At 68.0% G+C, this 25211-nt stretch carries 22 protein-coding genes and 1 tRNA gene; 13 read left to right on the top strand and 10 right to left on the bottom strand.

From position 1 onward, the window contains the following. Positions 1 to 50 precede the first annotated feature (50 nt). Positions 51 to 125: transfer RNA gene (locus tag ABD693_RS05810), tRNA-Thr, on the bottom strand. 734 nt (positions 126 to 859) lie between these two features. Beyond that, complete coding sequence (locus ABD693_RS05815) at positions 860 to 1186, bottom strand: M24 family metallopeptidase C-terminal domain-containing protein (protein WP_425567260.1); 327 nt, start codon at positions 1184 to 1186, stop codon at positions 860 to 862. Here ABD693_RS05815 and ABD693_RS05820 point away from each other — a divergent pair. Then, a complete protein-coding gene (locus ABD693_RS05820; RefSeq protein ID WP_344696076.1) occupies positions 1121 to 5371 on the top strand; it encodes a translocation/assembly module TamB domain-containing protein in 4251 nt (1416 codons plus the stop codon). The genes ABD693_RS05815 and ABD693_RS05820 overlap by 66 nt on opposite strands. Then, positions 5371 to 5526, top strand: coding sequence for a hypothetical protein (locus tag ABD693_RS05825; protein ID WP_344696077.1), 156 nt, complete (start codon positions 5371 to 5373; stop codon positions 5524 to 5526). Before ABD693_RS05820 ends, ABD693_RS05825 begins: the two co-directional genes overlap by 1 nt. Here the strand turns inward: ABD693_RS05825 and ABD693_RS05830 are convergent, their stop codons facing one another. From ABD693_RS05830 to typA, 4 genes are all read right to left on the bottom strand, one after another. Next, a complete protein-coding gene (locus tag ABD693_RS05830) occupies positions 5527 to 6747 on the bottom strand; it encodes a L,D-transpeptidase family protein (RefSeq protein ID WP_344696078.1) in 1221 nt (406 codons plus the stop codon). Between the two features lie 122 nt (positions 6748 to 6869). Continuing rightward, positions 6870 to 7376 carry a LytR/AlgR family response regulator transcription factor gene (locus ABD693_RS05835; protein ID WP_344696079.1) on the bottom strand — a complete coding sequence of 169 codons (507 nt, stop codon included), beginning with the start codon at positions 7374 to 7376 and terminating at the stop codon, positions 6870 to 6872. Positions 7377 to 7509: 133 nt separating this feature from the next. Continuing rightward, positions 7510 to 8253 carry a cell wall hydrolase gene (locus tag ABD693_RS05840; RefSeq protein WP_344696081.1) on the bottom strand — a complete coding sequence of 248 codons (744 nt, stop codon included), beginning with the start codon at positions 8251 to 8253 and terminating at the stop codon, positions 7510 to 7512. Between the two features lie 649 nt (positions 8254 to 8902). After that, positions 8903 to 10735, bottom strand: coding sequence for a translational GTPase TypA (gene typA, locus ABD693_RS05845; protein ID WP_344696082.1), 1833 nt, complete (start codon positions 10733 to 10735; stop codon positions 8903 to 8905). Positions 10736 to 10814: 79 nt separating this feature from the next. Between typA and ABD693_RS05850 the strand changes: the two genes are divergently transcribed. The 8 genes from ABD693_RS05850 (at position 10815) to ABD693_RS05885 (ending at position 17842) form a co-directional block, all read left to right on the top strand. Further along, positions 10815 to 11048, top strand: coding sequence for a plasmid stabilization protein (locus ABD693_RS05850; protein ID WP_344696083.1), 234 nt, complete (start codon positions 10815 to 10817; stop codon positions 11046 to 11048). Positions 11049 to 11143: 95 nt separating this feature from the next. Further along, the gene (locus tag ABD693_RS05855) at positions 11144 to 12340 is read left to right on the top strand and encodes an MFS transporter (RefSeq protein WP_344696084.1); all 1197 of its coding nucleotides are present in this window, start codon (positions 11144 to 11146) and stop codon (positions 12338 to 12340) included. 66 nt (positions 12341 to 12406) lie between these two features. Then, the gene (locus tag ABD693_RS05860) at positions 12407 to 12844 is read left to right on the top strand and encodes a hypothetical protein (protein WP_344696085.1); all 438 of its coding nucleotides are present in this window, start codon (positions 12407 to 12409) and stop codon (positions 12842 to 12844) included. Next, the gene (gene panB, locus ABD693_RS05865) at positions 12841 to 13710 is read left to right on the top strand and encodes a 3-methyl-2-oxobutanoate hydroxymethyltransferase (RefSeq protein ID WP_344696086.1); all 870 of its coding nucleotides are present in this window, start codon (positions 12841 to 12843) and stop codon (positions 13708 to 13710) included. The genes ABD693_RS05860 and panB overlap by 4 nt, the downstream gene beginning before the upstream one ends. A 102-nt stretch (positions 13711 to 13812) precedes the next feature. Continuing rightward, positions 13813 to 14502 carry a tetratricopeptide repeat protein gene (locus tag ABD693_RS05870; RefSeq protein WP_344696087.1) on the top strand — a complete coding sequence of 230 codons (690 nt, stop codon included), beginning with the start codon at positions 13813 to 13815 and terminating at the stop codon, positions 14500 to 14502. Between the two features lie 16 nt (positions 14503 to 14518). Beyond that, positions 14519 to 15838: an outer membrane protein assembly factor BamB family protein gene (locus ABD693_RS05875; protein WP_344696088.1), complete on the top strand. Its 1320-nt coding sequence runs from the start codon at positions 14519 to 14521 to the stop codon at positions 15836 to 15838. A 156-nt stretch (positions 15839 to 15994) separates the two neighbouring features. Beyond that, positions 15995 to 17347: a ribosome biogenesis GTPase Der gene (gene der, locus ABD693_RS05880; protein WP_344696089.1), complete on the top strand. Its 1353-nt coding sequence runs from the start codon at positions 15995 to 15997 to the stop codon at positions 17345 to 17347. Positions 17348 to 17404: 57 nt separating this feature from the next. Further along, positions 17405 to 17842, top strand: a complete 438-nt coding sequence (locus ABD693_RS05885) for an Hpt domain-containing protein (protein ID WP_344696090.1) — start codon at positions 17405 to 17407, stop codon at positions 17840 to 17842. A 3-nt stretch (positions 17843 to 17845) separates the two neighbouring features. Here the strand turns inward: ABD693_RS05885 and ABD693_RS05890 are convergent, their stop codons facing one another. From ABD693_RS05890 to ABD693_RS05905, 4 genes are all read right to left on the bottom strand, one after another. Then, on the bottom strand, positions 17846 to 19111 hold the full coding sequence (locus ABD693_RS05890) for a DUF418 domain-containing protein (RefSeq protein WP_344696091.1): 1266 nt from the start codon (positions 19109 to 19111) through the stop codon (positions 17846 to 17848). A 71-nt stretch (positions 19112 to 19182) separates the two neighbouring features. Continuing rightward, positions 19183 to 20310 carry an acyl-CoA dehydrogenase family protein gene (locus ABD693_RS05895; RefSeq protein ID WP_344696092.1) on the bottom strand — a complete coding sequence of 376 codons (1128 nt, stop codon included), beginning with the start codon at positions 20308 to 20310 and terminating at the stop codon, positions 19183 to 19185. Between the two features lie 101 nt (positions 20311 to 20411). Further along, entirely contained in the window at positions 20412 to 21569 is a 1158-nt protein-coding gene (locus tag ABD693_RS05900; RefSeq protein ID WP_344696093.1) for an acyl-CoA dehydrogenase family protein, read from the bottom strand. A 44-nt stretch (positions 21570 to 21613) separates the two neighbouring features. Beyond that, entirely contained in the window at positions 21614 to 22219 is a 606-nt protein-coding gene (locus ABD693_RS05905) for a hypothetical protein (protein ID WP_344696094.1), read from the bottom strand. Between the two features lie 89 nt (positions 22220 to 22308). On the opposite strand from ABD693_RS05905, the gene ABD693_RS05910 reads away from it, so the two are divergent. From ABD693_RS05910 to ABD693_RS05920, 3 genes are all read left to right on the top strand, one after another. Continuing rightward, the gene (locus ABD693_RS05910; protein ID WP_344696095.1) at positions 22309 to 23565 is read left to right on the top strand and encodes an acyl-CoA dehydrogenase family protein; all 1257 of its coding nucleotides are present in this window, start codon (positions 22309 to 22311) and stop codon (positions 23563 to 23565) included. Between the two features lie 90 nt (positions 23566 to 23655). Beyond that, positions 23656 to 24432 carry an SDR family NAD(P)-dependent oxidoreductase gene (locus tag ABD693_RS05915; RefSeq protein ID WP_344696096.1) on the top strand — a complete coding sequence of 259 codons (777 nt, stop codon included), beginning with the start codon at positions 23656 to 23658 and terminating at the stop codon, positions 24430 to 24432. Between the two features lie 4 nt (positions 24433 to 24436). Further along, positions 24437 to 25210 carry an SDR family NAD(P)-dependent oxidoreductase gene (locus ABD693_RS05920; protein ID WP_344696097.1) on the top strand — a complete coding sequence of 258 codons (774 nt, stop codon included), beginning with the start codon at positions 24437 to 24439 and terminating at the stop codon, positions 25208 to 25210. The last annotated feature ends 1 nt before the right edge of the window (position 25211 follow it).

The following is a 25211-nucleotide window of genomic DNA, read 5'->3' on the forward strand; positions in this document are numbered from 1 at the left end:
CGTCCTCTAGCCGCCGAGAGGCGGAGGTCCAGCGATTAGGTCGGGGAAAATGGTGCTGCCGGTGAGGATTGAACTCACGACCTCAGCCTTACCAAGGATGCGCTCTACCACTGAGCTACGGCAGCACTGTCCGGAGACGGGCGGGCCTATGGCGGTTGGCTGGCGTAAGTGTCAAGGGAAGAGAATGAATAAGCTGGAAAAGGAAGCGAGGCTCGCCGCCGCGTTGCGCGAGAACCTCAGAAAACGGAAGGCGGGGGCGGTGCCGGCGAAGGGGGAATTGCCGAGGTCGGAAAAGCCCGAGGACTGAGCCGCTGCCTCGTACGCGCGACGCAAGTTTGTCAACAAGGGGCGGCTGAAATGTCCGCTATGGATGGAAGGCGGACATCATCTTCCCGTGGGAGAAGGCGCTGCAATCAGTCCAATTTTTTCGAACTGAAGGTGATTGGCGCTCATCTCTTTCAAGACGCATTCGACTTTTGCGAACGGGGTATCTGTAGCCGGATTGAAGAGAACCACCCCTCGGGCGGTATAAAGCTGTTTAGAGGGAAGGCCGCACTTACCGGCAATACTCTGTACAATCACCCGCACTGGATCAGGACAAGGTCTCGCTGCGGTCGGAGCAACCGCCAGACCGATGACGAGAGCGAAGCACGCCAGAGACGATTTGTTACACATCAGACTATCTGAGGCGAAGTAACAATGTACGCAACGGGTCGGAAGCGGACATCGGCACGACCGATCTTCGTCACCCCCGAAATCGCGCTTGTTGCTTCTTTTTCTCAGCGGCTTTGAAGCGGGTGCAAGAGCGGGACCCCGGGTCAGGCCCGGGGTGACGCTAGCGGGTAGGGCGCCCGAACGCCTAGAGCGGCGCGCAGGCCGCCTCGAGCCACGCCCGTTCCCCCGCGGCGAGGCCCGGCGCGATCCGCTTCACCACCTCGGCGTGATAATCGTCGACCCACTGCCGCTCGCGCGGGCTCAGCATCTCGGTGACGATCAGGCGGCGGTCGATCGGCGCGAAAGTCAGCGTCTCGAAGCCGAGCATCTCGCGGTCGGCGCCTTCGATGGTCTTCGGTACGACGAGGATGAGGTTCTCGGTCCGGATCCCGTATTCGCCGTTCTGATGAGCGCGGTGACGGCCGACCCGGACGCCACCCCAGAGCGCGGGGACGACATCGTCGTCGTCCACCGCCGCACGAACTGGCCGGCGCGGATTGCCAAGTGGCTGGCCGGCTTGCTGGTGCTCGTCCTGCTGCTCGCCGCCGCCCTCTTCTTCGGAATCAACAGCGACCCCGGTCGCCGCTTCGTCGCAAACAAGATCGCGGGCCTCGAATTCGCCAATGGCATGAAGATCGGCGTCGGACGGATCGACGGGTCGCTCTACGGCGCGTTGACGCTCCACGATTTCACGCTCGCCGATCCCAAGGGCGTCTTCTTCCGCTCGCCCGAAGTGAAGCTCGACTGGCGCCCGTTCGATTACCTCGACAACCATGTCGACATCCGTAGCCTGACCGCGCGCACCGCGACCCTCGCGCGGCTGCCCGAATTTCGCGCCAGCCCGCCGAGCGACGCCCCGCTCCTTCCCGACCTCGACATCGATATCGGCCGGCTCAAGATCGACCAGCTCGTCGTCGAGGCCCCGGTCACGGGCGAACGGCGGGTCGGATTCGTCGATGGCCGTGCCCGGATCGCCGACCGCCGCGCGCAGGTGGATCTCCAGGCCGCGATCATCGGCGGCGACGGGCGGGCGGGCGGCGACCGTCTGGCCCTCAAGCTCGATGCCGTACCCGAGGACAATCGCCTCGCCCTCGACGCGCGGGTCAGCGCCCCCTCGGGCGGCGTGTTCGGCAAGCTTGCCGGCCTCACACAGCCCGCGCTCCTGCGGGTGCAGGGCAATGGTGACTGGAAGGCATGGAACGGGCGGCTGCTCGCCGACCTCGACAATATGCCGTTCGCGCGGCTCGACCTCACTGCCCGCGACGGCACCTTCGGCGTGCGCGGGCCGACCCGGATCGCGCGGCTGTTCACCGGGCCGACCGCCGCCCTGCTCGGCCCGATCACCACCGTCGCGGTGCAGTCGACCTGGGCCAATCGCCGCGCCGACCTGTCGGGGACCGCAAAGAGCGACGCCTTCACCCTCGTCGCCAATGGCGTCGCCGATGTCGGTCGCAACCGTCTGGAAGGCATGAAGCTCGATTTCGGCCTGCTGAAGCCCGGCCTGCTCGCCCCCAACCTCGCGGGGCGCGACCTCCGGCTGGCCGCGACCCTCGACGGCGAACTTACCCGCCCGACGGTCGACTACCGCGTGACCGCCACGACGCTCGCCTTCAACGACATGGGTCTGCAGGGACTCGAGGCGAGCGGCCGCGCGCGGTTCGACCGATCGCAGCTGATCGTCCCCGTCGCCGCCCGCGCCCGCGCGATCACCGGGCTCGACGTGGCGGCCGGCGGGACCATCACCAATGTCCGCCTCGACGGCGATCTCGCGGTCGACTGGCCCCGCATCGTGTCGGACAATCTCCGCCTCCGCGCCGACCGGATTGACGCCAAGGCCATCGTCCTCGCCGACGTCGCGAAGGGGCTCTACACCGGCGCGCTCGAAGGCACGGTCGACAATTACCGCATCGATAGCCTCGGCATCTTCAACATCACCACCAATGCCGACGTGAAGACTCTGGCGAACGGCGGCTTCAGTCTCGTCGGTCGTGTCCGCGCCCAGTCGACCCGACTGTTCAACGAGGGCGTACGCAATTTCCTCGGCGGCAACGTCGTCGCCTCGAGCGATGTCGCCTACGGCCCCGACGGGATCATCCGCTTCGCCCGCCTCCGCCTGACCGCACCCGAACTCCATGTCACCGACGGCCGCGGCAGCTATGCGCCGAACGGCCAGATCGCGCTCACCGCGACGGGCGTGTCGCGCGCCTACGGACCGGTCGGAGTCCAGGTCGCCGGCACCGCCAGCAATCCGCGCGCCATCGTCACCGCCGCCCGCCCCGGCTTCGGCCTCGGGATCGCGGGCTTGCGCGCTGACATCCGCTCGGCCGGCAACGCCTATCTCGTTCTCGCGCGCGGGCGCAGCGACTATGGCGACTTCACCGCCGACGTCGCGGTGCAGACCGCCGCCGGACCGCTGACCATCGACATCCGCCGTGCGACGCTCGCCGAAATCACTGCGCAGGGCCGGATCCGGCAGACCGGCGCCGGTCCCTATGCGGGCGAGCTGACGGCGCGGGGCAATGGCATCGGCGGGCTCGTTCGCCTGTCCGCCGCCGGCCGTTATCAGCAGGCGCTCATCAACCTGCGCGCCCAGAACGCCATCCTCCCCGAGCCTGCGGGGATCGCCGTCGGCGCGGCCATCGTCGACGCGCGCGTCATTCTCTACGGCCAGCCCGAGATCGTCGCCGACGCGCAGCTTGCCCGCGCGCGCTTCGGCTCGACCGACCTCTCCGCCTTCCGCGCCATCATCAACTATCGCGGCGGTCGCGGCTTCGCGCGCGGCCTCGCCGAGGGCAAGTCGGGGGTCCCCTTCCGTGTCGCCTTCAACAGCCAGCTCGAGCCGAACCTGTGGCGCGCCGCCTTGAAGGGCCGGGTCAACGGCATCGACGTCCGCACCGACAATCCCGCGCGGATCGTGCCCCAGAGCGGCGCCTACGAACTCCTCCCGACCCGCCTCGTTCTCGACCAGGGCAGCGCGCGCCTGTCGGGCCTCTACAGCAGCCGCGAACTGCGCCTGCAAAGCCGGATCGACGGCGTCGACATGAGCCTCATCAACCTGTTCACCCCGGGCCTCGGGGTGGGTGGTCGCGCGACTGGCAGCATCGACTTCGTCCAGGCCGGCAGCGCCTTCCCCCAGCTCGACGCCAGCCTCGCCATCCGCGGCTTTACCCGGACCACCGCCGCCGCCGTCAGCCGCCCGCTCGACGTCAATGTGGTGGCGAAGCTCGCCCCCGGCACGGGCACCTTGAACGCCGTCATGCGGACCCGCGGCACCGTCGTCGGGCGGGTCCAGGCCGCGATCCAGCCGACCGGCGCCGGAAGCTGGACCAGCCGGATCGCCGGCGCCCCCTTGCGCGGCGGGATCCGCTACATGGGTCCGGCCGACGCGCTCTTCTCGCTCGCAGGCCTGCCGGACCAGAGCCTCAGCGGCCCGCTCGGGGTCGCCGCCGATTTCTCGGGCCGGGTCGACCAGCCGCAAGTCACCGGCATCGTGCGCGGCAAGAGCCTGACCTACACCAACGCGACCTACGGGACCCGGCTGACCAACCTCGCGCTGCAGGGTCGCTTCACCGGCGAGCGGCTGCAGATCGATCAGCTCACTGCCAATGCCGGCAGCGGCAATCTTACCGGCAACGGCTACATCAGCCTCGCCGCCGCCAGCGGTTATCCGGCCAACTTCGACCTCAAGCTCAACAATGCCCGGCTTGCCGACAGCGACGATCTGAGGGTGGCTGCGACCGGCGACGTCCAGCTGGTCAAGGCCGCCGGCCAGTCGCCGATCCTTCGCGGGACCGTCCGCCTTCCCTCGACCCGCTATCAGATCGTCCGTCAGGGTTCGGCACAGGTGCCCGAGCTGACCGGGGTCCGCTTCAAGCCGCCAAGGGGCCGTCCCCAGGTCACCGGTGATGCCCCGCCGCAATCAGCGACGGCAAGCTTCGGCGACGTGCGCCTCGACCTCAACATCATCTCCCCCGGGCAGCTGTTCGTCTCGGGCATGGGCCTCGAATCGGAGTGGCGCGCCAATCTCAAGGTCACCGGCAGCAGCCAGAGCCCGCAGGTCTCGGGCACGATCAACCTCGTGCGCGGCACGCTCGGCTTCGCCGGTCGCTCCTTCGCGCTTCAGGAAGGGCAAGTCCGCTTCAACGGGGGCAGCGCCAGCGACGCCACGGTCCAGCTGAGCGCGACCGAGACGATCGAGGACGTCGAGGTGAGCGTCAACGTCACCGGCAATGCGCTCGACCCGAAGATCACCTTCTCGAGTTCGCCCGGCCTGCCGCAGGACGAGATCGTGTCGCGCATCCTGTTCGGTAATTCGGTCGGGCAATTGTCCGCGATCCAGGCGGTCCAGCTCGCCGCCTCGCTCAACACCTTGCGCGGCTCGGGCGGCGGCGGGCTCAATCCGCTTGGCAAGCTGCGGCAGGTGGCGGGGATCGACCGACTTCGCATCCTTGGCGCCGACGACACGATCGGCCGGGGCACCGCGCTCGCGGCGGGCAAGTATATCGGCGACGACATCTACCTCGAGGTGGTCACCGACGCGCGCGGCTTCACCGCGACCCAGCTCGAGGTGACTCTCAGCCGTAGCCTGTCGATCCTCAGCCAGGCGGGCGGCAGCGGCAGCACCAACGTCAACGTCCGCTACCGGAAGAATTATTGATGCGCGTCGCGCTGCTCGTCCTCGCGCTGACGCTCGCCGCCTGCGGCGACCGGCGGACGTTCGACGAGCGCTATGACGACACCGAGGCGAAGCTCAACCAGAAGGCGAAGCAGCTCGATGCCAACCTCGCTGCAAACGAGGTGGCGCCGCGCTGATCAGCGCTGGAGCGTCGCCAGCTCGGTCGCGGGCTGGCCGTCGAGCCCGTAGACGTCGGGCGCCGAGGCGAGCGTGCCGTCGGCCTCGGGACGGACGGTCAAATAGGTCAGGAAGACCGGCACGCCCTTGCCGAGCGCGACATTGAGCTCGGGCTGGCTGCTCGCGGCGACCGGCTCTCGGCCGAGCAGCCAGCGCCCGAGCCGCGCCGCATCCTCGAGCCGGACGCAGCCCGAACTGAAGGTCCGCGCGTCCTTGCCGAACAGCTCGCGCTGCGGCGTGTCGTGCAGGTAGATGCCGAGCTCGTTGGGAAACTCGAACTTCATCGCGCCCATCATGTTGCCCTTGCCGGGCCGCTGGCGAACCCGCGCTTCGGCGCGGCCGTCGGCCACGGCCTGCCAATCGACCGTCGCGGGGTCGATGACCGTCGCGTCGGCGGTCCAGCCAGACAGCACCTCGTAATTGCGCTGCGCGAGATAGGAGAGGCCCGAGCGCAGGACGTTTGCCGCGATCGTCTTCTGGACGAGATCGACGGGCACGTTCCAGTAGGGATTGAAGGTCACCTGCCTCAGTGTTCCGGCCATCAGCGGGGTCTTCATGTCGGGCTTGCCGACGACGACCTTCATCCGGTCCTCGACGCGGCCATGATCGATCATCATCAGCTCCTGGCTGGCGATGTCGACGAGGACGAAGCGACCGTTCGACGGGAGCAGGCGCGCCCGCTCGAGGCTGCCCTTGAGCGCCGGGCTCGGCTGGCCAAGGAAATCGAGCTGGTCGGTCGCGGCGGCACGCAGCGCGGCGTGGATCGGGTTCACCTCGACCGTCTGGCGGACGAAGGCGGCGAGGTCGGACGCGGCGGCGGCCTGCGTCAGCACTTCGGTCGGCGTCGGTACCTTGGGGGCAAGGCTGGGATCGGCGTAGATGATGCGGCTCCGCCCCGGCCAGCGAAGCGCCTGCGTGTAGAGAACGAGGCCGCTGCTCAGCAGCCGCTCGGCTTCCTGCGAGGCGCCGGGAACGCCGGCCTTCGCATCGGCCAGCGCCGCGTCGATCGAGCGGCCGAGTTCGGGGCCGTCGTTGAAGCCGTCGATCGGCGCCGTTCGAAGCGCGGAAACGAGCGTTTGGATCGCGGCTGGCGAGCGGAGCCACAGGGGTTCGCTGCGAGCGGCGTAGAATTGCGACACCGCGAGCGCCGGCGCGAGGCGGTCGGAGCTGGTCGCGGCCACGGCGGGCACAGCGCCGCCGAGCACTGCCGCAAGGGCAGCGCCGAAGAGCAGTGGGTGGGGCACGGCAAAAACTCGATCAAAAGGTTCTTGACCGATTTAACGCCTCGATAATCCCATTAGTTTCAGTGGGTCGTGCCGCCGATCCAGCGTTCGAGCCTGGCCTTGAGCCCGCGCCGCGGCGCGACAAAGGCGGGTTCGGGCAATTCGACTTCCTCGGTCTCCCCGTCATAGAGCTCGAGATTGCGGGGAATGCGCGGGCGAAGCGTCTCGCGGCCGCGCATGACGTCCTCGGCGAGCGCGAGTGCCCGGTGGACGTCGTTGCCGGTGAACGGCTTGAGGAGAAGACCAAGCGCCAGGTCGGGCATCGCGAAGCCCGGCGCGCGGCCGGTCACGAACAGGCAGGGCACGCCGGCATCGTTCAGTCGCACCGCGACCGAAAAGCCGGTCGAGCCGCGCGCGAGGTGGAGGTCGACCAGCGCGAGGTCGGGTTCGTCGCGTTCGAGCAGTTCCACCGCGCTCGCCAGATCTTCGGCGATCCCGACCACGCGGTAACGGGGATTGTCCTCGACCAGGTAACGCAGCGTCTCGGCCAGCGGCCGCTCATCCTCGACAATCAGGATCTTCAGCACCTTAGCACCCTCCCGGCGGCGGTGCCGCCCTGTGGATAAGGTTGCAAAGCGCAACGGCCGTGCGAATCCCGGACTCTCCCGATTATCGGTGAGCCGAAAGCAACTGACGCCAAGACGTCAGTGGAAACGCCTGTTAACTGCGGGCGAAGGCCCGGTAGAAGAGATGCGCGCCGATCTTCTCGACCATCGCGAGACGGCGGCCCCAGCTCGGCGCGACATAATCGGCATGGTACCAAAGGACGTCGGCGGGGATCGCGTCGGCGGCATTGGTCGTCGCGATGCGGGCGATCGCCTTGGCGTAGGACCAGGACGCGCTCTCGCGATTGACCCGCGGGATGCTGCCGGTGCGCGGATTGACGAAGCTGAACTGCCACGGCTGCTTGACGACTTCGCACCAGCTGCCGGGATAACGACCCGAGGCCGCGCGGTTCATGATGACTTCGGCGACCGCGAGCTGGCCGTCGAACGGCTCGCCCCTGGCTTCGTGGTAGACCGCGACCGCGATGCACTCTTCCTGCTCGGTGAGCTCGGCGGTGTTGCTCATCTTGGCGTAGATCAGCGGCCACAGGCTCGCATGAGTAACGGCCGGGCGCACCTCGGCGGCACCGGCCGGCGGTGTCAGGCCGCTGACGGGACGGGCCGTGGAGGAAAGGATCGCGGCGCGGCCGGGTGCCGCGGCAAGGGTGCCGGGGCCGGCAGTGACCGTCGGGATGACCGGCGAAGGAAGGATGCTCGCGCTCGCGGCCGTGGTGGCCGTCGTGGCGCTGGCGACCGGCGCGGCGAGCGCGACCGGCGCCTTGATCGGCGTGTAGGTGACCTTGGCCGTCTGGGCCGACACCGGGCTCGCCACGCCGGCGAGGAACAACAGGGAAGCCATCGCGGGCACGCGGCCCAACGGCAGTCGCTTGATCAATCTGTTCTCTATCTCGTGCGGTCGAAGGGGCCAGCCGCCGCAATGTCACTCGCGCTTGCGCGCCGCGGCTGGAGCCTTCGTCCGACTTGCCTCGGAGCCCTGATGCCGGCTCCTTCGCTTCTCGTCTGTGGGAACGCAGATACGAGGCATTCACCGTGAGGGAACCCCCGCACGGGTGAACGGAGCGAGTCCTGCGGTGAACGGCAGGAACATTTCCCGTGTCGGGACAAGGAGTTGGACGAACCGAAGGCAATGAGCGCCGAAGCGAGTTTGCGGACTTCGGGTCGTCAGAGAATCAGCCGAGCGGCCGAAGTTGTCGTAGTTGACATAGTCCGGGGGTGTCGCACCGATCCGGAACTTCACGATCATCACGCACAGACGGGATGGTGGCGGCGCTTGGCTCGCGTGAAAATTTTCCCCCGGGATGAGGGGCTTGCGGGCAGATTGACCGACTCGGAAGGGTGCGAGGCCCATCGACGAGCTTAAGCCATGAAATGGGGGCTGTAGGACAGGCTTTTCGGATGCAGGGGCGCCTGCCCGATTCTGGACCCAAATAGGCGGAAGGCAAAAAAAAACCTCCCCGTCGCGCGTCCGACGGGGAGGTCCTGATGGCTTAGGCCGCTTCGCTCTTGCGGCTCTGGCGCTTGCGCTCGTGCGGATCGAGGTGGCGCTTGCGCAGGCGGATGACCTTGGGGGTCACCTCGACCAGTTCGTCGTCCTGGATGTAGGCGATCGCCTGCTCGAGCGTCATCTTGCGCGGCGGGGTCAGGCGGATGCCTTCGTCCTTGCCGCTGGCGCGGAAGTTGGTGAGCTGCTTGGCCTTCAAGGGATTAACCTCGAGGTCCTGCGGCTTGGCATTCTCGCCGATGATCATGCCTTCGTAGAGATCATCGTTGGGCGAGATGAACATGATGCCGCGGTCTTCGAGCGCGTTCAGGGCGTAGGCCTGCGCCTTGCCCTTCTCCATCGAGATCAGGACGCCGTTCTGGCGACCGGTGATGACGCCCTTGTGGGGGCCATATTTCTCGAACAGGCGGTTCATGATGCCGGTGCCGCGCGTGTCCGACAGGAACTCGCCGTGGTAGCCGATCAGGCCGCGCGAGGGCGCGCTGAAGGTCAGGCGGGTCTTGCCGGCGCCCGAGGGACGCATGTCGGTCATCTCGGCCTTGCGCTGGCTCATCTTCTCGACGACCGTGCCGCTATATTCGTCGTCGACGTCGATCACGACGGTCTCATACGGCTCCTCGCGGCCGCTGGGGCCGTCCTGGAACAGCACGCGCGGACGGCTGATCGACAGCTCGAAGCCCTCACGGCGCAGGGTCTCGATCAGCACGCCGAGCTGGAGCTCGCCGCGACCGGCGACTTCATAGCTGTCGTTGTCGTGCGCGACCGTGACGCGGATCGCGACATTGGTCTCGGCCTCGCGCTCGAGGCGCTCGCGGATGACGCGGCTCTGGACCTTGTCGCCATCGCGGCCGGCATAGGGGCTGTCGTTGACCGCGAAGCTCATGGCGAGCGTCGGCGGATCGATCGGGCGGGCCTTGATTGGCGTGGTCACCGACGGCGTCGCGATGGTGTTCGAGACGGTCGCGTTCATCAGGCCGGCGATGGCGATGATGTCACCCGCCTGCGCCTGCTCGACCGGCACGCGCTCGAGGCCGTGGAAGGCGAAGATCTTGGTCGCGCGACCTTCCTCGACCTTGTGGCCGTCGACGTCGAGCGCCCGGATCGGCTGGTTGATGTGGAGCGTGCCCGATTCGACTCGGCCGGTGAGGATCCGCCCGAGGAACGGATCGCGGTCGAGCAGGGTGGCGAGCATCTTGAACTCGCCGTGGATCGGCAGGCCGGGCGCGGGCACGTGGCTGACGATGGTCTCGAACAGGGGCGTCAGGTCGCCGTCGCGAACCGTGTCCTCGCGGCCGGCATAGCCGTTGCGGCCCGACGCATAGAGCACCGGGAAATCGAGCTGCTCGTCATTGGCGTCGAGGCTGAGGAACAGGTCGAAGCATTCGTCGAGCACTTCGGCCGGACGCGCGTCGGGGCGGTCGATCTTGTTGACCACGACGATCGGCTTGAGGCCGAGACCGAGCGCCTTGCCGGTGACGAACTTGGTCTGTGGCATCGGGCCTTCGGCGGCGTCGACCAGCAGGATCACGCCGTCGACCATCGAGAGGATGCGCTCGACCTCAGCGCCGAAGTCGGCGTGGCCCGGCGTGTCGACGATATTGATTCGGGTCGCCTCGCCTTCGGCATCGGCCCATTCGACCGAGGTGCACTTGGCGAGAATCGTGATCCCGCGCTCTTTTTCGAGGTCGTTCGAATCCATCGCGCGCTCTTCGACGCGCTGGTTGTCACGAAAGGTGCCGGACTGGCGGAAGAGCTGGTCGACGAGGGTCGTCTTGCCATGATCGACGTGGGCGATGATCGCCACGTTGCGGAGTTCCATCGGTTTTCCTTGGGAGAGGTTCGCCCGCGCCCTTAGTCGAATTGGTGCGTTGCAGCAATGGCAGCCGAGGAGAAATGCCATGCCGCAGGGTGACAAGGGGGCCTACACCGACAAGCAGCGCCGCAAGGCCGAGCATATCGAGGAAGGCTATGAGAAGCGCGGACTGAGCGCGAAGGAGGCCGAGCGTCGGGCGTGGGCGACGGTCAACAAGCAGGACGGCGGGGGCAAGGAATCGGGCTCGGGCCGTTCGCGCGACCGATCGGCGGCCGCGAAGAAGGGCTGGGAGACGCGGCGGAAGAAAGCCAAAGGGTAGTTTCTCGCCATGCCGGGCTTGACCCGGCATCCCCCTTCTTCTCCAGAACGGCAGGTGGACCCCGGAGCAAATCCGGGGTGACGGAGAGAGCGACCTTGCCATTATCCCCTACCCGCCGCGCCCTGCCCCGCTCGGTCTGGGTGCTCGGCTTCGTCAGCCTGTTCATGGACCTGTCGAGCGAGATCATTCACGCGCTGCTGCCGCTGTTCGTGACGGTGACGCTGGGGGCGAGCGTGGCGATGCTTGGCGCCATCGACGGGGTGGCCGAGGCGACCGCTAGCTTTGCCAAGCTGATCGGCGGGCGGCTTTCCGACAAGCAGCAGAAAAGAAAGCCGTGGATCCTCGCGGGCTACGGCATGGCGGCGGTGACCAAGCCGCTGTTCGCGCTCGCGGGCACGCCGCTGACGGTGCTCGGCGCGCGGCTCGTCGACCGCACTGCCAAGGGGCTTCGCGGGGCACCGCGCGACGCGCTCATCGCCGACGAGACCCCGTCCGAGCAGCGCGGCGCCGCTTATGGGCTGCGGCAGGCGCTCGATACGGTGGGGGCGCTGCTGGCGCCGCTGGCCGCCGCCGGGCTGATGATCGCCCTGGCGGGCGACATCCGAAGCATCTTCTGGATCGCGGTCATCCCGGCCTTCGTGTCGGTGGCCATCATCCTGATCTTCCTGCGCGAGCCCGAGCGGGCGGTGCGCGAGGCCAAGGCCCCGGCGCTGTGGCGGAGCTTTCGCGAGGTCGACAAGGATTGCCGGCGGGTCATCCTCGTCGCCTTTCTCTTCACCCTGGCGCGCTTCTCCGAGAGCTTCTTCGTGCTGAAAGGGGCCGAGGCGGGGCTGAGCCTCGCAACCGCGCCGCTGGTGCTGGTGGTGTTCAACCTGTCCTACGTGCTGCTGTCCTATCCGGCGGGCGCGCTCGGGGACCGCAAGGACCCACGGCTGATCCTGACGGCGGGCATCGGGCTGCTGATCGTCGGCAATGCGGTGCTGGCCACGACCACGAGCCTTGCGGGGCTGGTCGTGGGCGTCGCGCTGTGGGGCGCGCACATGGCGCTGACGCAGGGGCTGTTCGCCAAGCTGCTGGCCGACGTCGCGCCGGCGAACTTGCGGGCGACGGCGTTCGGTCTGTTCAACGTCGCGACTGGGATCGGGCTGCTGCTGGCGAGCCTCGGCGGGGGCATGTTGTGGGACCGCGACGGGCCGGGCGCGACCTTCCTCGCGAGCGCGGCCATCGCGGCGGCGGCGGGGGTATTCCTGTGGCTTCTGCCGAAGGCGCCGGCACCGGCCGAAGCAGCCTGAGCGCGCGCGTTCACAGGGGCAGGCGGGGGCGCTATGCTGGCCGCCTTCTCTAGGGGGAGAATGACGATGACCGACACCACTGCCTTCCGCCCGCAGCCCTTCCGGGGCTGGTATTGGGCGGCCGCGATCGGCGTGCTGCTGTTCATGCTGGCGGGCGTCGCGGGCTATCTGATGACGGTGACCGCCGATCCGGCGAGCGTGCCGGCCGACCAGCGCGCGCTGATGGAGGTGATGCCCAAGTGGCAGACGGCGGTCTATGCGATCGCGGTCTGGTCGGGGCTGGCGGGCGCGGTCGGGCTGCTGCTGCGCAAGCGCTGGGCGGTGCCGTTGCTGTTCGTCTCCTTGCTCGGCGCGATCGGCACCTTCCTGCCCTTTGCGGTCGTGCCGGCGGTGCGCGAGCTTGCGACCGAGGGCAATGGCGTGGCGGCGGTGATCGTGATCGCTTTGTGCTGGACGAGCTTCTGGTTCGGGCGGCATTCGGCGCAGCGGGGGTGGCTCGCTTGAGCACCTTCACCCTCGACACCGCGACCAGCCGCGCGACTCCCTCGCCGGTGCCGGGCAAGCGCATGACCGTGCCCGGGCTCAAGGGCCGCAAGGTCGACGGCAGGACCGAGCAGCCGATCGTGATGCTGACCGCCTACACGATGCGGATGGCGCAGTTGCTCGACCCGCATTGCGAGATGCTGCTGGTCGGGGACAGCCTCGGACAGGTGATCTACGGGCTGCCGAGCACGGTGCCGGTGACGCTCGACATGATGTGCAATCACGGCGCGGCGGTGGTCCGGGGAAGCTGGCACGCGCTGGTCGCGGTCGACATGCCGTTCGGAAGCTATGAGGCGAGCCCGGAGCAGGCCTTCGCCAGCGCGGCACGCGTGATGAAGGAAACGGGCTGCGCGGCGGTGAAGCTCGAGGGCGGCGAGGCGATGGCGCCGACCGTGCGCTTCCTCACCGAACGCGGAATCCCGGTGATCGGCCATGTCGGGCTCACCCCGCAGGCGGTCAATTCGCTTGGCGGCTATGGCGCGCGCGGGCGGAGCGAGGCGGAAGCGGCCAAGATCAAGGCCGACGCGATCGCGGTCGCCCAAGCGGGCGCCTTCTCGGTGGTCCTCGAGGGCGTGATGGAGGAACTGGCGACCGAGATCACGCGGGCGATCCCCGTGCCCTCGATCGGCATCGGCGCGTCGGCCGAGTGCGACGGACAGGTGCTGGTGACCGAGGACATGCTCGGCCTGTTCGAGCGCACGCCGCGGTTCGTGAAGCGTTACGACGACCTCGCCAGCCGGATCGGCGCGGCGGTCGAGACCTATGCGCAGGAGGTCAAGGCACGGTCCTTCCCGACCGCCGACCAGACCTACCGACCCAAGAACTAGCCGCTGGCCGCAAAAGCGGTTAGACGCGCTCGCTGATCTAATCCTGCGTTCATCACGGGTCGGCGAAACGCTCGGCCACGTTCTTTCAAGAGGTATGAGTTCTTGGCTCTGGCGCCCGGCGAAACCAGCGAAACCTTCATCCGCGAAGTCGACGAAAACCTGCGCCGCGACCAGGCGGAGGCCGTGGTCAAGCGCTACGGCAAGGTCTTCATCGGTGCCGCGATCGTGCTGCTGCTGGCGGTGGCCGGCTGGCTGTTCTGGAAGGATCGGCAGGCCACCCAGGCGGCCGAGAACAGCGAGGCCTTTGCCGCGATCCTGCAGGACATCGGCGGGCCCAAGTCGTCGGGCTCGGCCGGACGGCTCGACGCGCTGGCCGAGAACACCAACGGCAGCATGGAAGGCGCGGTCCGCCTGACCCGCGCCGCGCTGGCGCTCCAGGACAGCGACCGCAAGACCGCGATCGCGCAGTACAAGGCGGTGGCCGAGGACAAGAGCGTCCCGCAGGCCTATCGCGACGCCGCGACCGTGCGCCAGACGCAGCTCGAATATGACAGCCTCAAGCCCGACGAGGTCATCGCCCGGCTCCAGCCGCTGGCGGTAAAGGACAATGCCTGGTTCGGCTCGGCCGGCGAGATGACCGCGCTGGCGATGCTCAAGGCCAACCGCCGCCCGGAGGCTGTCGCCCTCCTCAATGCCATCGCGGCCGAGCAGACCGTGCCCCCGACGCTGCGCGCGCGGGCCGAACAGCTCGCCGCGGGGCTCAACATTCCGGCGGCGCCCGCCGCTCGCTGAAGGCAGACATTCCATCATGATCCGTAAAGTCGTCATCCTGTCGCTGACCGCCTCGCTGCTCGCGAGCTGCGGCGTGGTCGGCAAGTCGCGCCCCAAGACGCCGGTGATCGGCAACCGCGTGTCGGTCCTGTCGACCGATCCCGACGTCCAGGTCGATCCCTCCACCGCCGCCCTCCCCTTCTCGATCCCCTCCCCGGCGGTGAACGATGCGTGGACCCAGCCGGGCAACACCCCGTCGAAGTCGGGCGGCCATCCGGCGCTCGGCGCCACGGTCGCGCAGGCCTGGGTCAATTCGATCGGCCAGGGCAGCAGCCTCGACGCGCGGCTCAACGCCGCCCCGGTGGTGTCGGGTGGCACGGTCTATACGATCGACACGCTTTCCACCGTCCGGGCGTTCGACGCGGCGACCGGCGGCCAGCGCTGGGCGGTCCAGTTCGGCACCGATAAGGGCAAGAACAACTCGCTGTTCGGCGGCGGCGTCTCGGTCGAGGGCAACCGCCTCTACGCGACCAATGGCCTCGGCTATGTCGTCGCGCTCGACACCAGCAATGGCGCCGAAGTGTGGAAGAAGCGCCCGGGCGGCCCGCTGCGCGGCGCTCCGACGGTGGCCGGCGACACGCTCTACGTGATCAGCCAGGACAACCAGCTCTACAGCCTCAAGACCGCCACGGGCGAGCAGAACTGGTCGGCCACCGCCGCGGTGGAAATCGCCGGCGTGTTCGGCAGCGCCGCCCCGGCCTTCGCGCAGGGCACCGTCGTCGCGGGCTTCTCGTCGGGTGAGCTGAACGCCTATCGCTACGAGAACGGCCGCGCGGTCTGGCAGGATGCGCTGTCGCGCACTTCCATCTCGACCAGCGTCGCGACCCTGTCCGACATCGACGCCTCGCCGGTGATCGACAACGGGCAGGTGTTTGCGCTCGGCCAGGGCGGCCGGATGGTCGCGCTCGACCTCATTAGCGGCCAGCGCATCTGGGAACTCAACCTTGCCGGCATCGCCACGCCGTGGGTCGCGGGCGACTGGGTGTTCGTGGTGACCGACGACGCCAAGGTGATGGCGATCGCCCGCAACACCGGCAAGATCCGCTGGATCAACCAGCTCGCCCAGTTCGAGCGGCCCAAGGTCAAGCGCAACCCGATCTCCTACGCGGGTCCGGTGCTGGCCGGCGGGCGGCTGATCGTGGCGGGCGACAATGGCGCGCTCATCAACCTCGATCCGGCGACGGGCGCCTTCCAGAGCCAGACCAGCGTCGGCGCCCCGGTGACGCAGTCGCCGGTCGTGGCGAACAACACGCTCTACATCCTCGACGACCGCGCGCGCCTGCACGCTTATCGTTGATTTCTTCCCTCCCTTGTTCGGGGAGGTGGCAGCCGCCTGTGGCGGACGGAGGGGTTCTCGTCTCGTGGCGAGGACCCCTCACTCGCATCGTGACCGTTCTCCCTTTGGGGAGCGGTGACGTGGTTTCCTTCCCAATCTTTCGCTAAGAGCCCCACCATGCCCCAACCCATCGTCGCCATTGTCGGGCGCCCGAACGTGGGCAAGTCGACCCTCTTCAACCGCCTCGTCGGCAAGCGCGTCGCGCTGGTCGACGACCGGCCGGGCGTCACGCGTGACCGGCGGGTGGGCGATGCGCAGCTCCTCGGGCTCGAATTCCAGATCATGGATACGGCGGGCTTCGAGGACGAGGATCCGGCGAGCCTGCCGGGCCGCATGCGGCGCCAGACCGAGGCGGCGGTGCGCGAGGCCGACGTCGCCCTGTTCCTGATCGATGCGCGCGAGGGCGTGACTCCGCTCGACGAGGAGATCGGGCGCTGGCTCCGGGCCGAGGACACGCCGGTAATCGTCGCCGCCAACAAGGCCGAGGGGCGGCAGGGCGAGAGCGGCCGGCTGGAAGCCTTCTCGCTCGGGCTCGGCGAGCCCATCGCGCTGTCGGCCGAGCATGGCGAGGGGCTGGTCGACCTGTTCGAGAGCCTCCGCCCCTTCGTCGAGCGCGAGGAGGAGGAACCGGCGGAAGAGCTCGATTCCGACGATCCCATGCGCCCCATGCACCTTGCGATCGTCGGCCGGCCCAACGCGGGCAAGTCGACGCTCGTCAACCGGATGCTCGGCGAGGACCGGATGATCACCGGCCCCGAGGCGGGGATCACGCGCGATTCGATCAGCCTCGACTGGGAGTGGCAGGGCCGCAAGGTGAAGCTGGTCGACACGGCGGGCCTGCGGAAGCGCGCCAAGGTCGAGGACAAGCTCGAGAAACTGTCGGTGATGGACACGCGCCGGGCGATCGACATGGCCGAGGTGGTCGTGCTGCTGCTCGACGCGACCCGCGGGCTCGAGGTGCAGGACCTCAAGATCGCCAGCCAGGTGATCGAGGAAGGCCGCGCGCTGGTGATCGCGCTCAACAAGTGGGACGTCGCCGAACATGCCTCGTCGCTGTTCAACGGGGTCAAGGCCGCGCTCGAGGAAGGGCTGAGCCAGCTCAAGGACGTGCCGCTGCTGACCGTCTCGGCCGCGACCGGCAAGGGGATCGACCAGTTGCTCGGCGCGGCGTTCGTGCTGCGCGAGGGCTGGAACCGGCGCGTCTCGACCGGCGAACTCAACCGCTGGTTCGAGGCCGCGGTCGAGCAGAACCCGCCGCCCGCGCCGAGCGGCAAGCGGATCAAGCTGCGCTACATCACGCAGGTGAAGGCGCGCCCGCCGAGCTTCGTGGTGTTCGGGACTCGGGTCGACAAGCTTCCCGAAAGCTACCGGCGCTATCTCCTCAACAGCCTGCGCAAGGCGTTCGACCTCGGCGCCGTGCCGCTGCGCATGACCTTGCGGGCGCCCAAGAACCCGTTCGACGAAAAATAACCCCGTCTTTACCTCTCGGCCCTATTTTCCGCTGGTGGCGTGCCAGAGGGGACCAGAGTGAACGTGAGTGACGGCGACGTCGTCGATTGGGCGCATTTCGAGAAAGCACGGGCCGAACTCGGGCCGGGCTTTATCCGGATCCTGTCCTATTTCCGCGAGGACGGGCAGAAGTCGGTCGCCGCGATCGAGCAGGCGATGCGCGAGCAGAACACGGTCGCGCTGGTGATCCCCGCGCACACGATCAAGGGCGAGGCGCGCCAGTTCGGCGCCGATCCGCTGGCGACCGTGGCCGAGCTGATCGAGAACACCGCGCGCCTGTGCATCGAGACCCGGCGCTTCCCCGACGAACTCGTCGCGGACGTGGTCAAGCTGCGCCAGCTGTGGGAAGCGACCATCGGCATGTTCGACGAGGCGACCAACCCGCTGAAGAGCCGACCGGGCCAGTCGGGCGGCTTCGGACGCCGCGCCAACAACCAGAATTTCGGCCGCCTCTGAGCCCTATCCGGCCGGGGCTGCCGCAACTGCCGGTCCCCGCCGCATCGGCTGCAGCTTGCCGCGCGAGAGCGAGCGCCAGGCCCATTCGAGCGGACCATAGTTGAAGCGTTCGAGCCAGGGCTTGGACCAGGTCAGCATAACCGCCCAGACGAGCGGCGCGAGGAGCCACGCCTGCCAGCGCGACAGGTCGCCGTAGAGGCCGAGCCCCCAGCCGTAGAAGACGAAGGTCGCGACGAGGCTGGTGCCGAGATAGTTGGAGAAAGCGGTCTGCCCCACCGCCTGCAGGCGCGGGAGGAGCCTGCTTCGGCCGCGGCGGACGACGAGCGCGAGAAGCGCGGCATAGCCCAGCGCCTGGACGATCCGGAACGGCGACATGGCCGCGAGGAAGCCGCCCATGATGAGCGGCGAATAGAAGCGCGAGGCGATGTCGCCATAGACCAGCAGCGCGTGGCCGAGGAGGCCGACGCCGATGCCCCAGAGGGCAAGCCGGCGGTAGGCCGGGTCGCTCCACTTGCCGGTCAGAAGGCCAGACTTGTAGGCCGCCATGCCGATCAGCATCAGGCCGATCGTCTCGATCGAGCCGCCGATGAGATTGCCGACGAGCGATCCCCACCCACGCAGATTGTCGACGACGAGCGACCACCAGTCGCCGCTGTAAAGCAGGCGGTCGCGTTCGATCCGCGCGGCCGAGGGATACCAGAATCCGCCGCTCTCGTTCCATTGCTTGATCTGGGCGGCGGTGGCGCCGGGGGCGTGCGCGGCGAGATCGCTCTGCCAGACGCTGACGGCGAAGGCGCCGAGCAGCGCCATGCTGAGGATGACGAAGATACCGCCTGCGACCACGAGCTTGCGGGGCTCCTTGCGGCGGAACAGGAATACGACCAGCCCCGAGACGGCGTAGAGCGTCAGGATGTCGCCCTTCCAGACGAAGAAATAGTGGAGGAGGCCGAAGCCCAGCAGCACGAGCATCCGGCGCCAGTGGGTCGCCCACCCGCCGCGGCCGCTGGCCTCTGCCCGTTCGATCACCAGCAGCATCGAGGCGCCGAACAGCATCGAGAAGAGCGCGCGCATCTTGCCGTCGATGAACAGCATGTTGAGCGCCCAGACGAGCAGGCTCGCGCCCGTGTGCCCGCCATAAGCCGCGGGGTTGAAATAGGCCGGCTGGATCATCGCGAAATCGATCACGTTGACCGAGAAAATGCCCATCACCGCGACACCGCGAATGACGTCCAGCGTGGCGATCCGCTCGCCTGACGTGATACTGTTCATGCCCCCTGGCTCCCCCCGGCCCGGGCTTGCCTTACCCGATCGGGCCGAGGTGCGCTAGGTGAGTAATACGCCTAGGCGGCGAGCATGCGGACCATTCGGGCGTGATAGTTGCTGTCGCCGAACAGGGCGTCGAGCACCTTCTCGCGCTTCATGTAGAGGCCGATGTCATGCTCGTCGGTCATGCCGATGCCGCCGTGCATCTGGACCGCTTCCTGGACCGCGAGTGCCGAGACGCGGCCGGCCTTGGCCTTGGCGACATGGGTCATGAGCCCGGCCCGATCGTCGCCCTTGTCGACGAGCTCAGCCGCCTTCCAGGTCGCGGCGCGGGCGATCTCGATCTCTCCGAACAGGTGCGCAGCGCGGTGCTGGAGGACCTGGAATTCGCCGATCAGTTTCCCGAACTGCTTGCGCTGCTTGAGGTAATCGAGGGTCATGGTCGAGGCGCCCGAAGCGAGCCCGACCATCTCGGCGGCGGCGCCGGTGCGGCCGACGCGCATCGCGCGGCGAAGCGGCTCGAAGCCATGGTCGACCTCGCCCACCACGGCGTCGGCATCGACCGCGACGTTACTGAGCGTCAGGCGCGCGGCCTTGCTCGAATCGGCCAGCGTGACGTTCTCGATTTCGAGGCCGGCGGCGTCGCGCGGCACGGCGAAGAGGGTCAGTCCCTCGGCCTCGCCCGCCGAGCCGGCGGTGCGGGCAGCGACGAGGATCACGTCGGCCGAGGCGCCGTGGACGACGAATTGCTTGGTCCCCGAGAGCGCGAAGCCATTGCCCGAGCGTCTGGCTTCGAGGGCGATCTGGCGGGGGCGATGGTGCGGGCCCTCGTCGACCGCGAAGGCGGCGACGGTCTCGCCGGCGATGATGCCCGGGAACCAGCGCTTGCCCTGTTCGGTGCCCTTGAGCGCCTCGACCGCGACCAGCGCGGTGGTAAGGAAGGGCGAGGGCGTGAGGTTCCGGCCGACTTCCTCCATGACGAGCGCCGCTTCGGTCGCGCCGAGGCCGAGGCCGCCGTCTTCCTCGGGAATGGCGAGGCCGGTGAGGCCGAGCTCGGCCATCTGCTTCCACAGTCCGTGGCCGAAGCCATCCTTGCAGCCGATATCGCGCCAGTGGCGGAGCTGCTTCTTGATGGTCCCTTCCTCGGCGAGGAAGGAGCGGGTCATGTCGGCGAGTTGGCGCTGGTCGTCGGTAAGGAGGGTCATTCCCAAACTTTCGTTCGTCCTGAGCAAAGTCGAAGGACGGGTTGATCGAGGTGCACGGGCGCCCTTCGACTTCGCTCAGGGCGAATGAGGGCAGGCAAGGCTTACGCCCCCGGCAGCTGCAGGATGTGCTTGGCGACGATTCCGAGCTGGACTTCGCTGGTTCCGCCCTCGATCGAATTGGCCTTGGTGCGGAGCCATTCGCGCGGGGCCTTGCCGCCGCGCGAGCGCTCGCTCTCCCATTCGAGCGCGTCCGAACCGCCCGCGGCCATGATCAGCTCGTGGCGCTTCTTGTTCAGTTCGGTGCCGGCATATTTCATCATGCTCGGCATGGCGGGATGGGCTTCGCCGGCCTTCAACTGGTCGATGAAATGCTCGCTCATCGCGGCGAAGGCGAGCGCGTCGACGTCGAACAGGGCGACTTCGGCGGCGAGGATGGCGTCGTCGATCTCGCCGAGGCTCTGAGCCAGGGTCTTCGAGGTGCCGGAGCCCAGCCCCATGCCGCTGATCATCTCGCGCTCGTGGCCGAGGAGATATTTGGCAACGTTCCAGCCGCGGTTCACCTCGCCGACGAGCTGGTCCTTGGGAACGCGCACATTGTCGAAGAAGGTTTCGCAGAAGGGCGAGTAGCCGCTGATGAGGAGGATCGGCTTGGTGCTGACCCCTTCCGATTCCATGTCGAACAGCAGGAAGCTGATCCCGCCGTGCTTGGATTCGGTGGAGGTGCGAACGAGACAGAAGATCCAGTCAGCCTTGTCGGCATAGCTGGTCCAGACCTTCTGGCCATTGACGAGATAATGGTCGCCCATGTCCTCGGCCTTGGTCTGGAGACCGGCGAGGTCGGAGCCGGCGCCCGGTTCGCTATAGCCCTGGCACCAGCGGATCTCGCCGCGGGCGATTTCGGGGAGGAAGCGCTTCTTCTGCTCCTCGGTGCCATATTTGAGCAGCGCCGGCCCGAGCATCGAGATGCCGAAGCTCGACAGCGGGTTGCGGGCGCCGATCGCCTTCATCTCCTCCTTGAGGATTTTGGTTTCGGCGGGCGAGAGGCCGCCGCCGCCATAGGCCGCGGGCCAGTCGGGAACGGTCCAACCCTTCTCGCCCATGACCCGGAGCCATTGCTCCTGCGCTTCGCTCTGGAACTTGAAGTGACGGCCGCCCCAGCAGGCGTCGTCTTCGGATCGCATGGGGGTGCGCATCTCGGGCGGGCAATTCGCCTCGAGCCAGGCACGGGTCTGCTCGCGGAACGTCTCCAGGTCGGCCATCGGATTCTCCTCGGCGCCGTCGATGCGACAAGCGCCGGGAGGCGTCAATGCGGGCTTGGAGGCGTGTCGATCCTCGTGATGTGCCAGCGGCGCTGCTCGGCGGTCGAGCCGTCAACGTCGTTGACCCGGCGGAGGGTGACGACCTGCGGCTCCTCGAACTTCTCGCCCTTGCCCGTGACGCCATAGGCCTTGACCGGCACGGTGACGTAGATCGACCCCGCCGCGCCCTCGGTGTCGCCGGGCTTGTACACCTCGGCATGATATTCACGGTAGGAAGCGAGGTTTGGTGCGAGGGACGCGCTCGACCCCCACAGTGCCTTGGCCTGCGCGAACTTCTTCGCTTCGACCAGTGCGAAATAGGTCTGCACGACCTGCGCCGCCCCCTGTGCGCTCTTGGAATCGATCGGACCTTCGCTGACGACCTCGCGGTCGGGCTTCGCCGCGGGGGGCGTGGGCGCCGGGGCCGGTGCCGGTGCCGGCATGGTCACGTTCGCGACCGGTGCGGGGGCCGGGATCGGGACCGGCGCGGCAGGGTCGGCGACATTGGCCGGGGCCGCCTGGTCGGTTGTCGCATTGGCCTGGTTGGTGGCGGCGGGCTGGTTGCTGCAGGCGCCGAGCGCGGCAGTCGCGAGGAGCAGGATCCGTTTCATCGCCGAAGCGAACGGCCCTGACGCGGCGGGGGTTCCGCGAGCGCTTCCTTTCTGCAACAGCGGAGGCCAAGCCAATCAGAAGAGGTGTCATGGATTTCGCCCTCACCGACCGTCAGGCCCACTTTCGCGACCGCGTCCGCGCCTTCATCGAGCGCCACGTCCGCCCGGCCGTCCCCGAACTCGCCGCCGAGCTGAATACGGGCGACCGCTGGCACCATCTCGAGCGACTCGAACCGCTGAAGGCAAGGGCCAAGGCCGACGGGCTGTGGAACCTGTTCATGCCGCCGGGCGGAGCCTTGAAGCATGTCGACGAGAGCTTCCCGTTCGAGGGCGAGCAGCTCACCAACCTCGAATATGCGCTGTGCGCCGAGGAGATGGGCCGGGTCGGCTTCGCGAGCGAAGTGTTCAACTGCTCTGCGCCCGACACGGGCAACATGGAAGTGCTCCATCGCTACGGCACGCGCGAACAGAAGGACCAGTGGCTCGCGCCCCTGATGCGCGGCGAGATCCGCTCGGCCTTCCTGATGACCGAGCCGGCGGTGGCGAGCTCGGACGCGACCAACATCCAGTGCGAAATCCGGCGCGAGGGCGACGAATACGTCATCAACGGCCGCAAATGGTGGTCGAGCGGTGCGGGCGATCCGCGCTGCAAGGTCGCGATCCTGATGGGCAAAACCGATCCCGAGGAGCGCCGCCACGCCCAGCAGTCGATGATCCTGGTGCCGATGGACGCGCCCGGAATCACGATCGAGCGGGCGCTCACCGTCTATGGCTATGACGATGCCCCGCACGGGCACATGGAGATCGAGCTCAAGGACGTGCGGGTGCCGGCCGAGAATCTGCTGCTGGGCGAGGGCCGCGGGTTCGAGATTGCGCAAGGCCGTCTCGGGCCGGGCCGGATCCATCATTGCATGCGCACCATCGGCGCGGCCGAAGAAGCGCTCGAGCTGATGGTCCGCCGGCTCCAGAGCCGCACCGCCTTCGGCAAGAAGATCAGCGAGCAGAGCGTCTGGGAACAGCGCGTCGCCGAGGCGCGGATCGAGATCGAATGCACCCGCCTCCTCTGCCTCAAGGCGGCGGACATGATGGACCGGGCGGGCAACAAGGCCGCCAAGGCCGAGATCGCGATGATCAAGGTCAAGGCGCCGCGCATGGCGCTGCAGATCATCGACGACGCGATCCAGGCGCATGGCGGGATGGGCGTCAGCCAGGACACCAGCCTCGCGCACAGCTGGGCGGGGATCCGCACGCTGCGGCTCGCCGACGGGCCGGACGAGGTTCACAACCGCAGCATCGCGATGATCGAATATGGCAAGTTCCCGCCGATCGACCCGATGGTCCCGTGAATCCGATCCCATCTCGTTCGTGCTGAGCGAAGTCGACGCACGTTCACGCCACGGCCCTTCGACGTCGCTCAGGGCGAACGGAGTTCAAGAATGAGCAATCTTTTCGACCTCACCGGCAAGACCGCCATCGTCACCGGCTCCTCGCGCGGGATCGGGCGGGCGATCGCCGAGGAGATGGCGGCGCATGGCGCCAATGTCGTCATCTCGAGCCGCAAGCAGGACGCCTGCGAGGAGGTCGCCGCGGCGATCAATGCGCGTGGCCAGGGCAAGGCGATCGCGATCGCGGCGTCCATCTCGGACAAGGAAGCGCTGCGCGAGCTGGTCGAGCGGACCAAGGCCGAGTTCGGGCAGATCGACGTGCTCGTCTGCAATGCCGCGTCGAACCCTTATTACGGGCCGATGGGCGGGATCACCGACGAGCAGTTCCGCAAGATCATGGACAATAATGTCCTCTCGAACCACTGGCTGACGAGCTTCGTCGCGCCCGACATGGTCGAGCGCAAGGCGGGTTCGATCATCATCGTGTCGAGCGTCGGCGGGATCACCTCTTCCACCGTGATCGGGGCCTACAACATCTCGAAGGCCGCCGACCTCCAGCTCGTCCGCAACCTCGCCGCCGAGTTCGGGCCGGCCGGGGTCAGGGTGAATGCGATCGCGCCAGGGCTGGTGCGGACCGACTTCGCCAAGGCGCTGTGGGAGAATCCCGAGATCCTCAAGTCCGTGACCAAGGTCTCGGCCCTGAAGCGCATCGGCGAGCCGCGCGAGATCGCGGGCGCTGCGCTGTTCCTGGCGAGCGAGGCGGGCAGCTTCGTCACCGGCCAGACTTTGGTGGTCGACGGCGGCTCGACCTTCGGCGCGGGGTTCTGAGACAATGAGCAGCACCCCCGACAGCAGCGGCCGGCTCGGCGGCAAGGTCATCATCGTCACCGGCGCGGGCTCGGGGATCGGCAAGGCGACCACCGAGCTGTTCCGCGCCGAGGGAGCGACGGTCATCGCCGCCGACTTGAAGGGCGCCGACCACCAGGCCGATGCGGGCCGCGAGGAGGATGTGGTCCGGCTGGTCGAGATGGCGAGCCAGGAGCATGGCGCACTGCACGGCTTCTTCGCCAATGCCGGAATTTCGGGCGGGCTCGCCTCGATCTTCGAGCAGAGCGTCGAGGACTGGACCGAGATCCTGCGCGTGAACCTCATCGGGCCGGCGCTCGCGATCAAGCATGCCGCGCCGGTGATCAAGGCGCAGGGCGGCGGGTCGATCATCTGCACCGCGAGCGTCGCGGGCTTGCGCTCGGGCGCGGGCGGGCCGGCCTACAGCGCGTCCAAGGCGGGGGTGATCAGCCTCGTCAAATCGGCCGCGCAGCAGCTTGCGACCTCGAACGTCCGGGTGAACGCCATCTGCCCGGGCCTGATCGAAACCGGCATGACCGAGTTCGTCTACGAGCGCGCGCGGGCCAAGGGGCAGGAGGCGCGCCTCGGCCACCTGAACCCGCTTCGCCGCGGCGGCGTGCCGAGCGAAATCGCCAATGCCGCCTTGTTTCTCGCCTCCGACGAATCGAGCTACGTCAACGGCCATGCGCTGGTCGTCGACGGCGGGCTTTCCTCGTCGCATCCCTTTAACCGCCAGGACTACGGCCGCACGGCCATCTGAC

This window comes from Sphingomonas rosea (assembly GCF_039538065.1).
GTDB classification, from domain to species: Bacteria; Pseudomonadota; Alphaproteobacteria; order Sphingomonadales; family Sphingomonadaceae; genus Sphingomicrobium; species Sphingomicrobium rosea.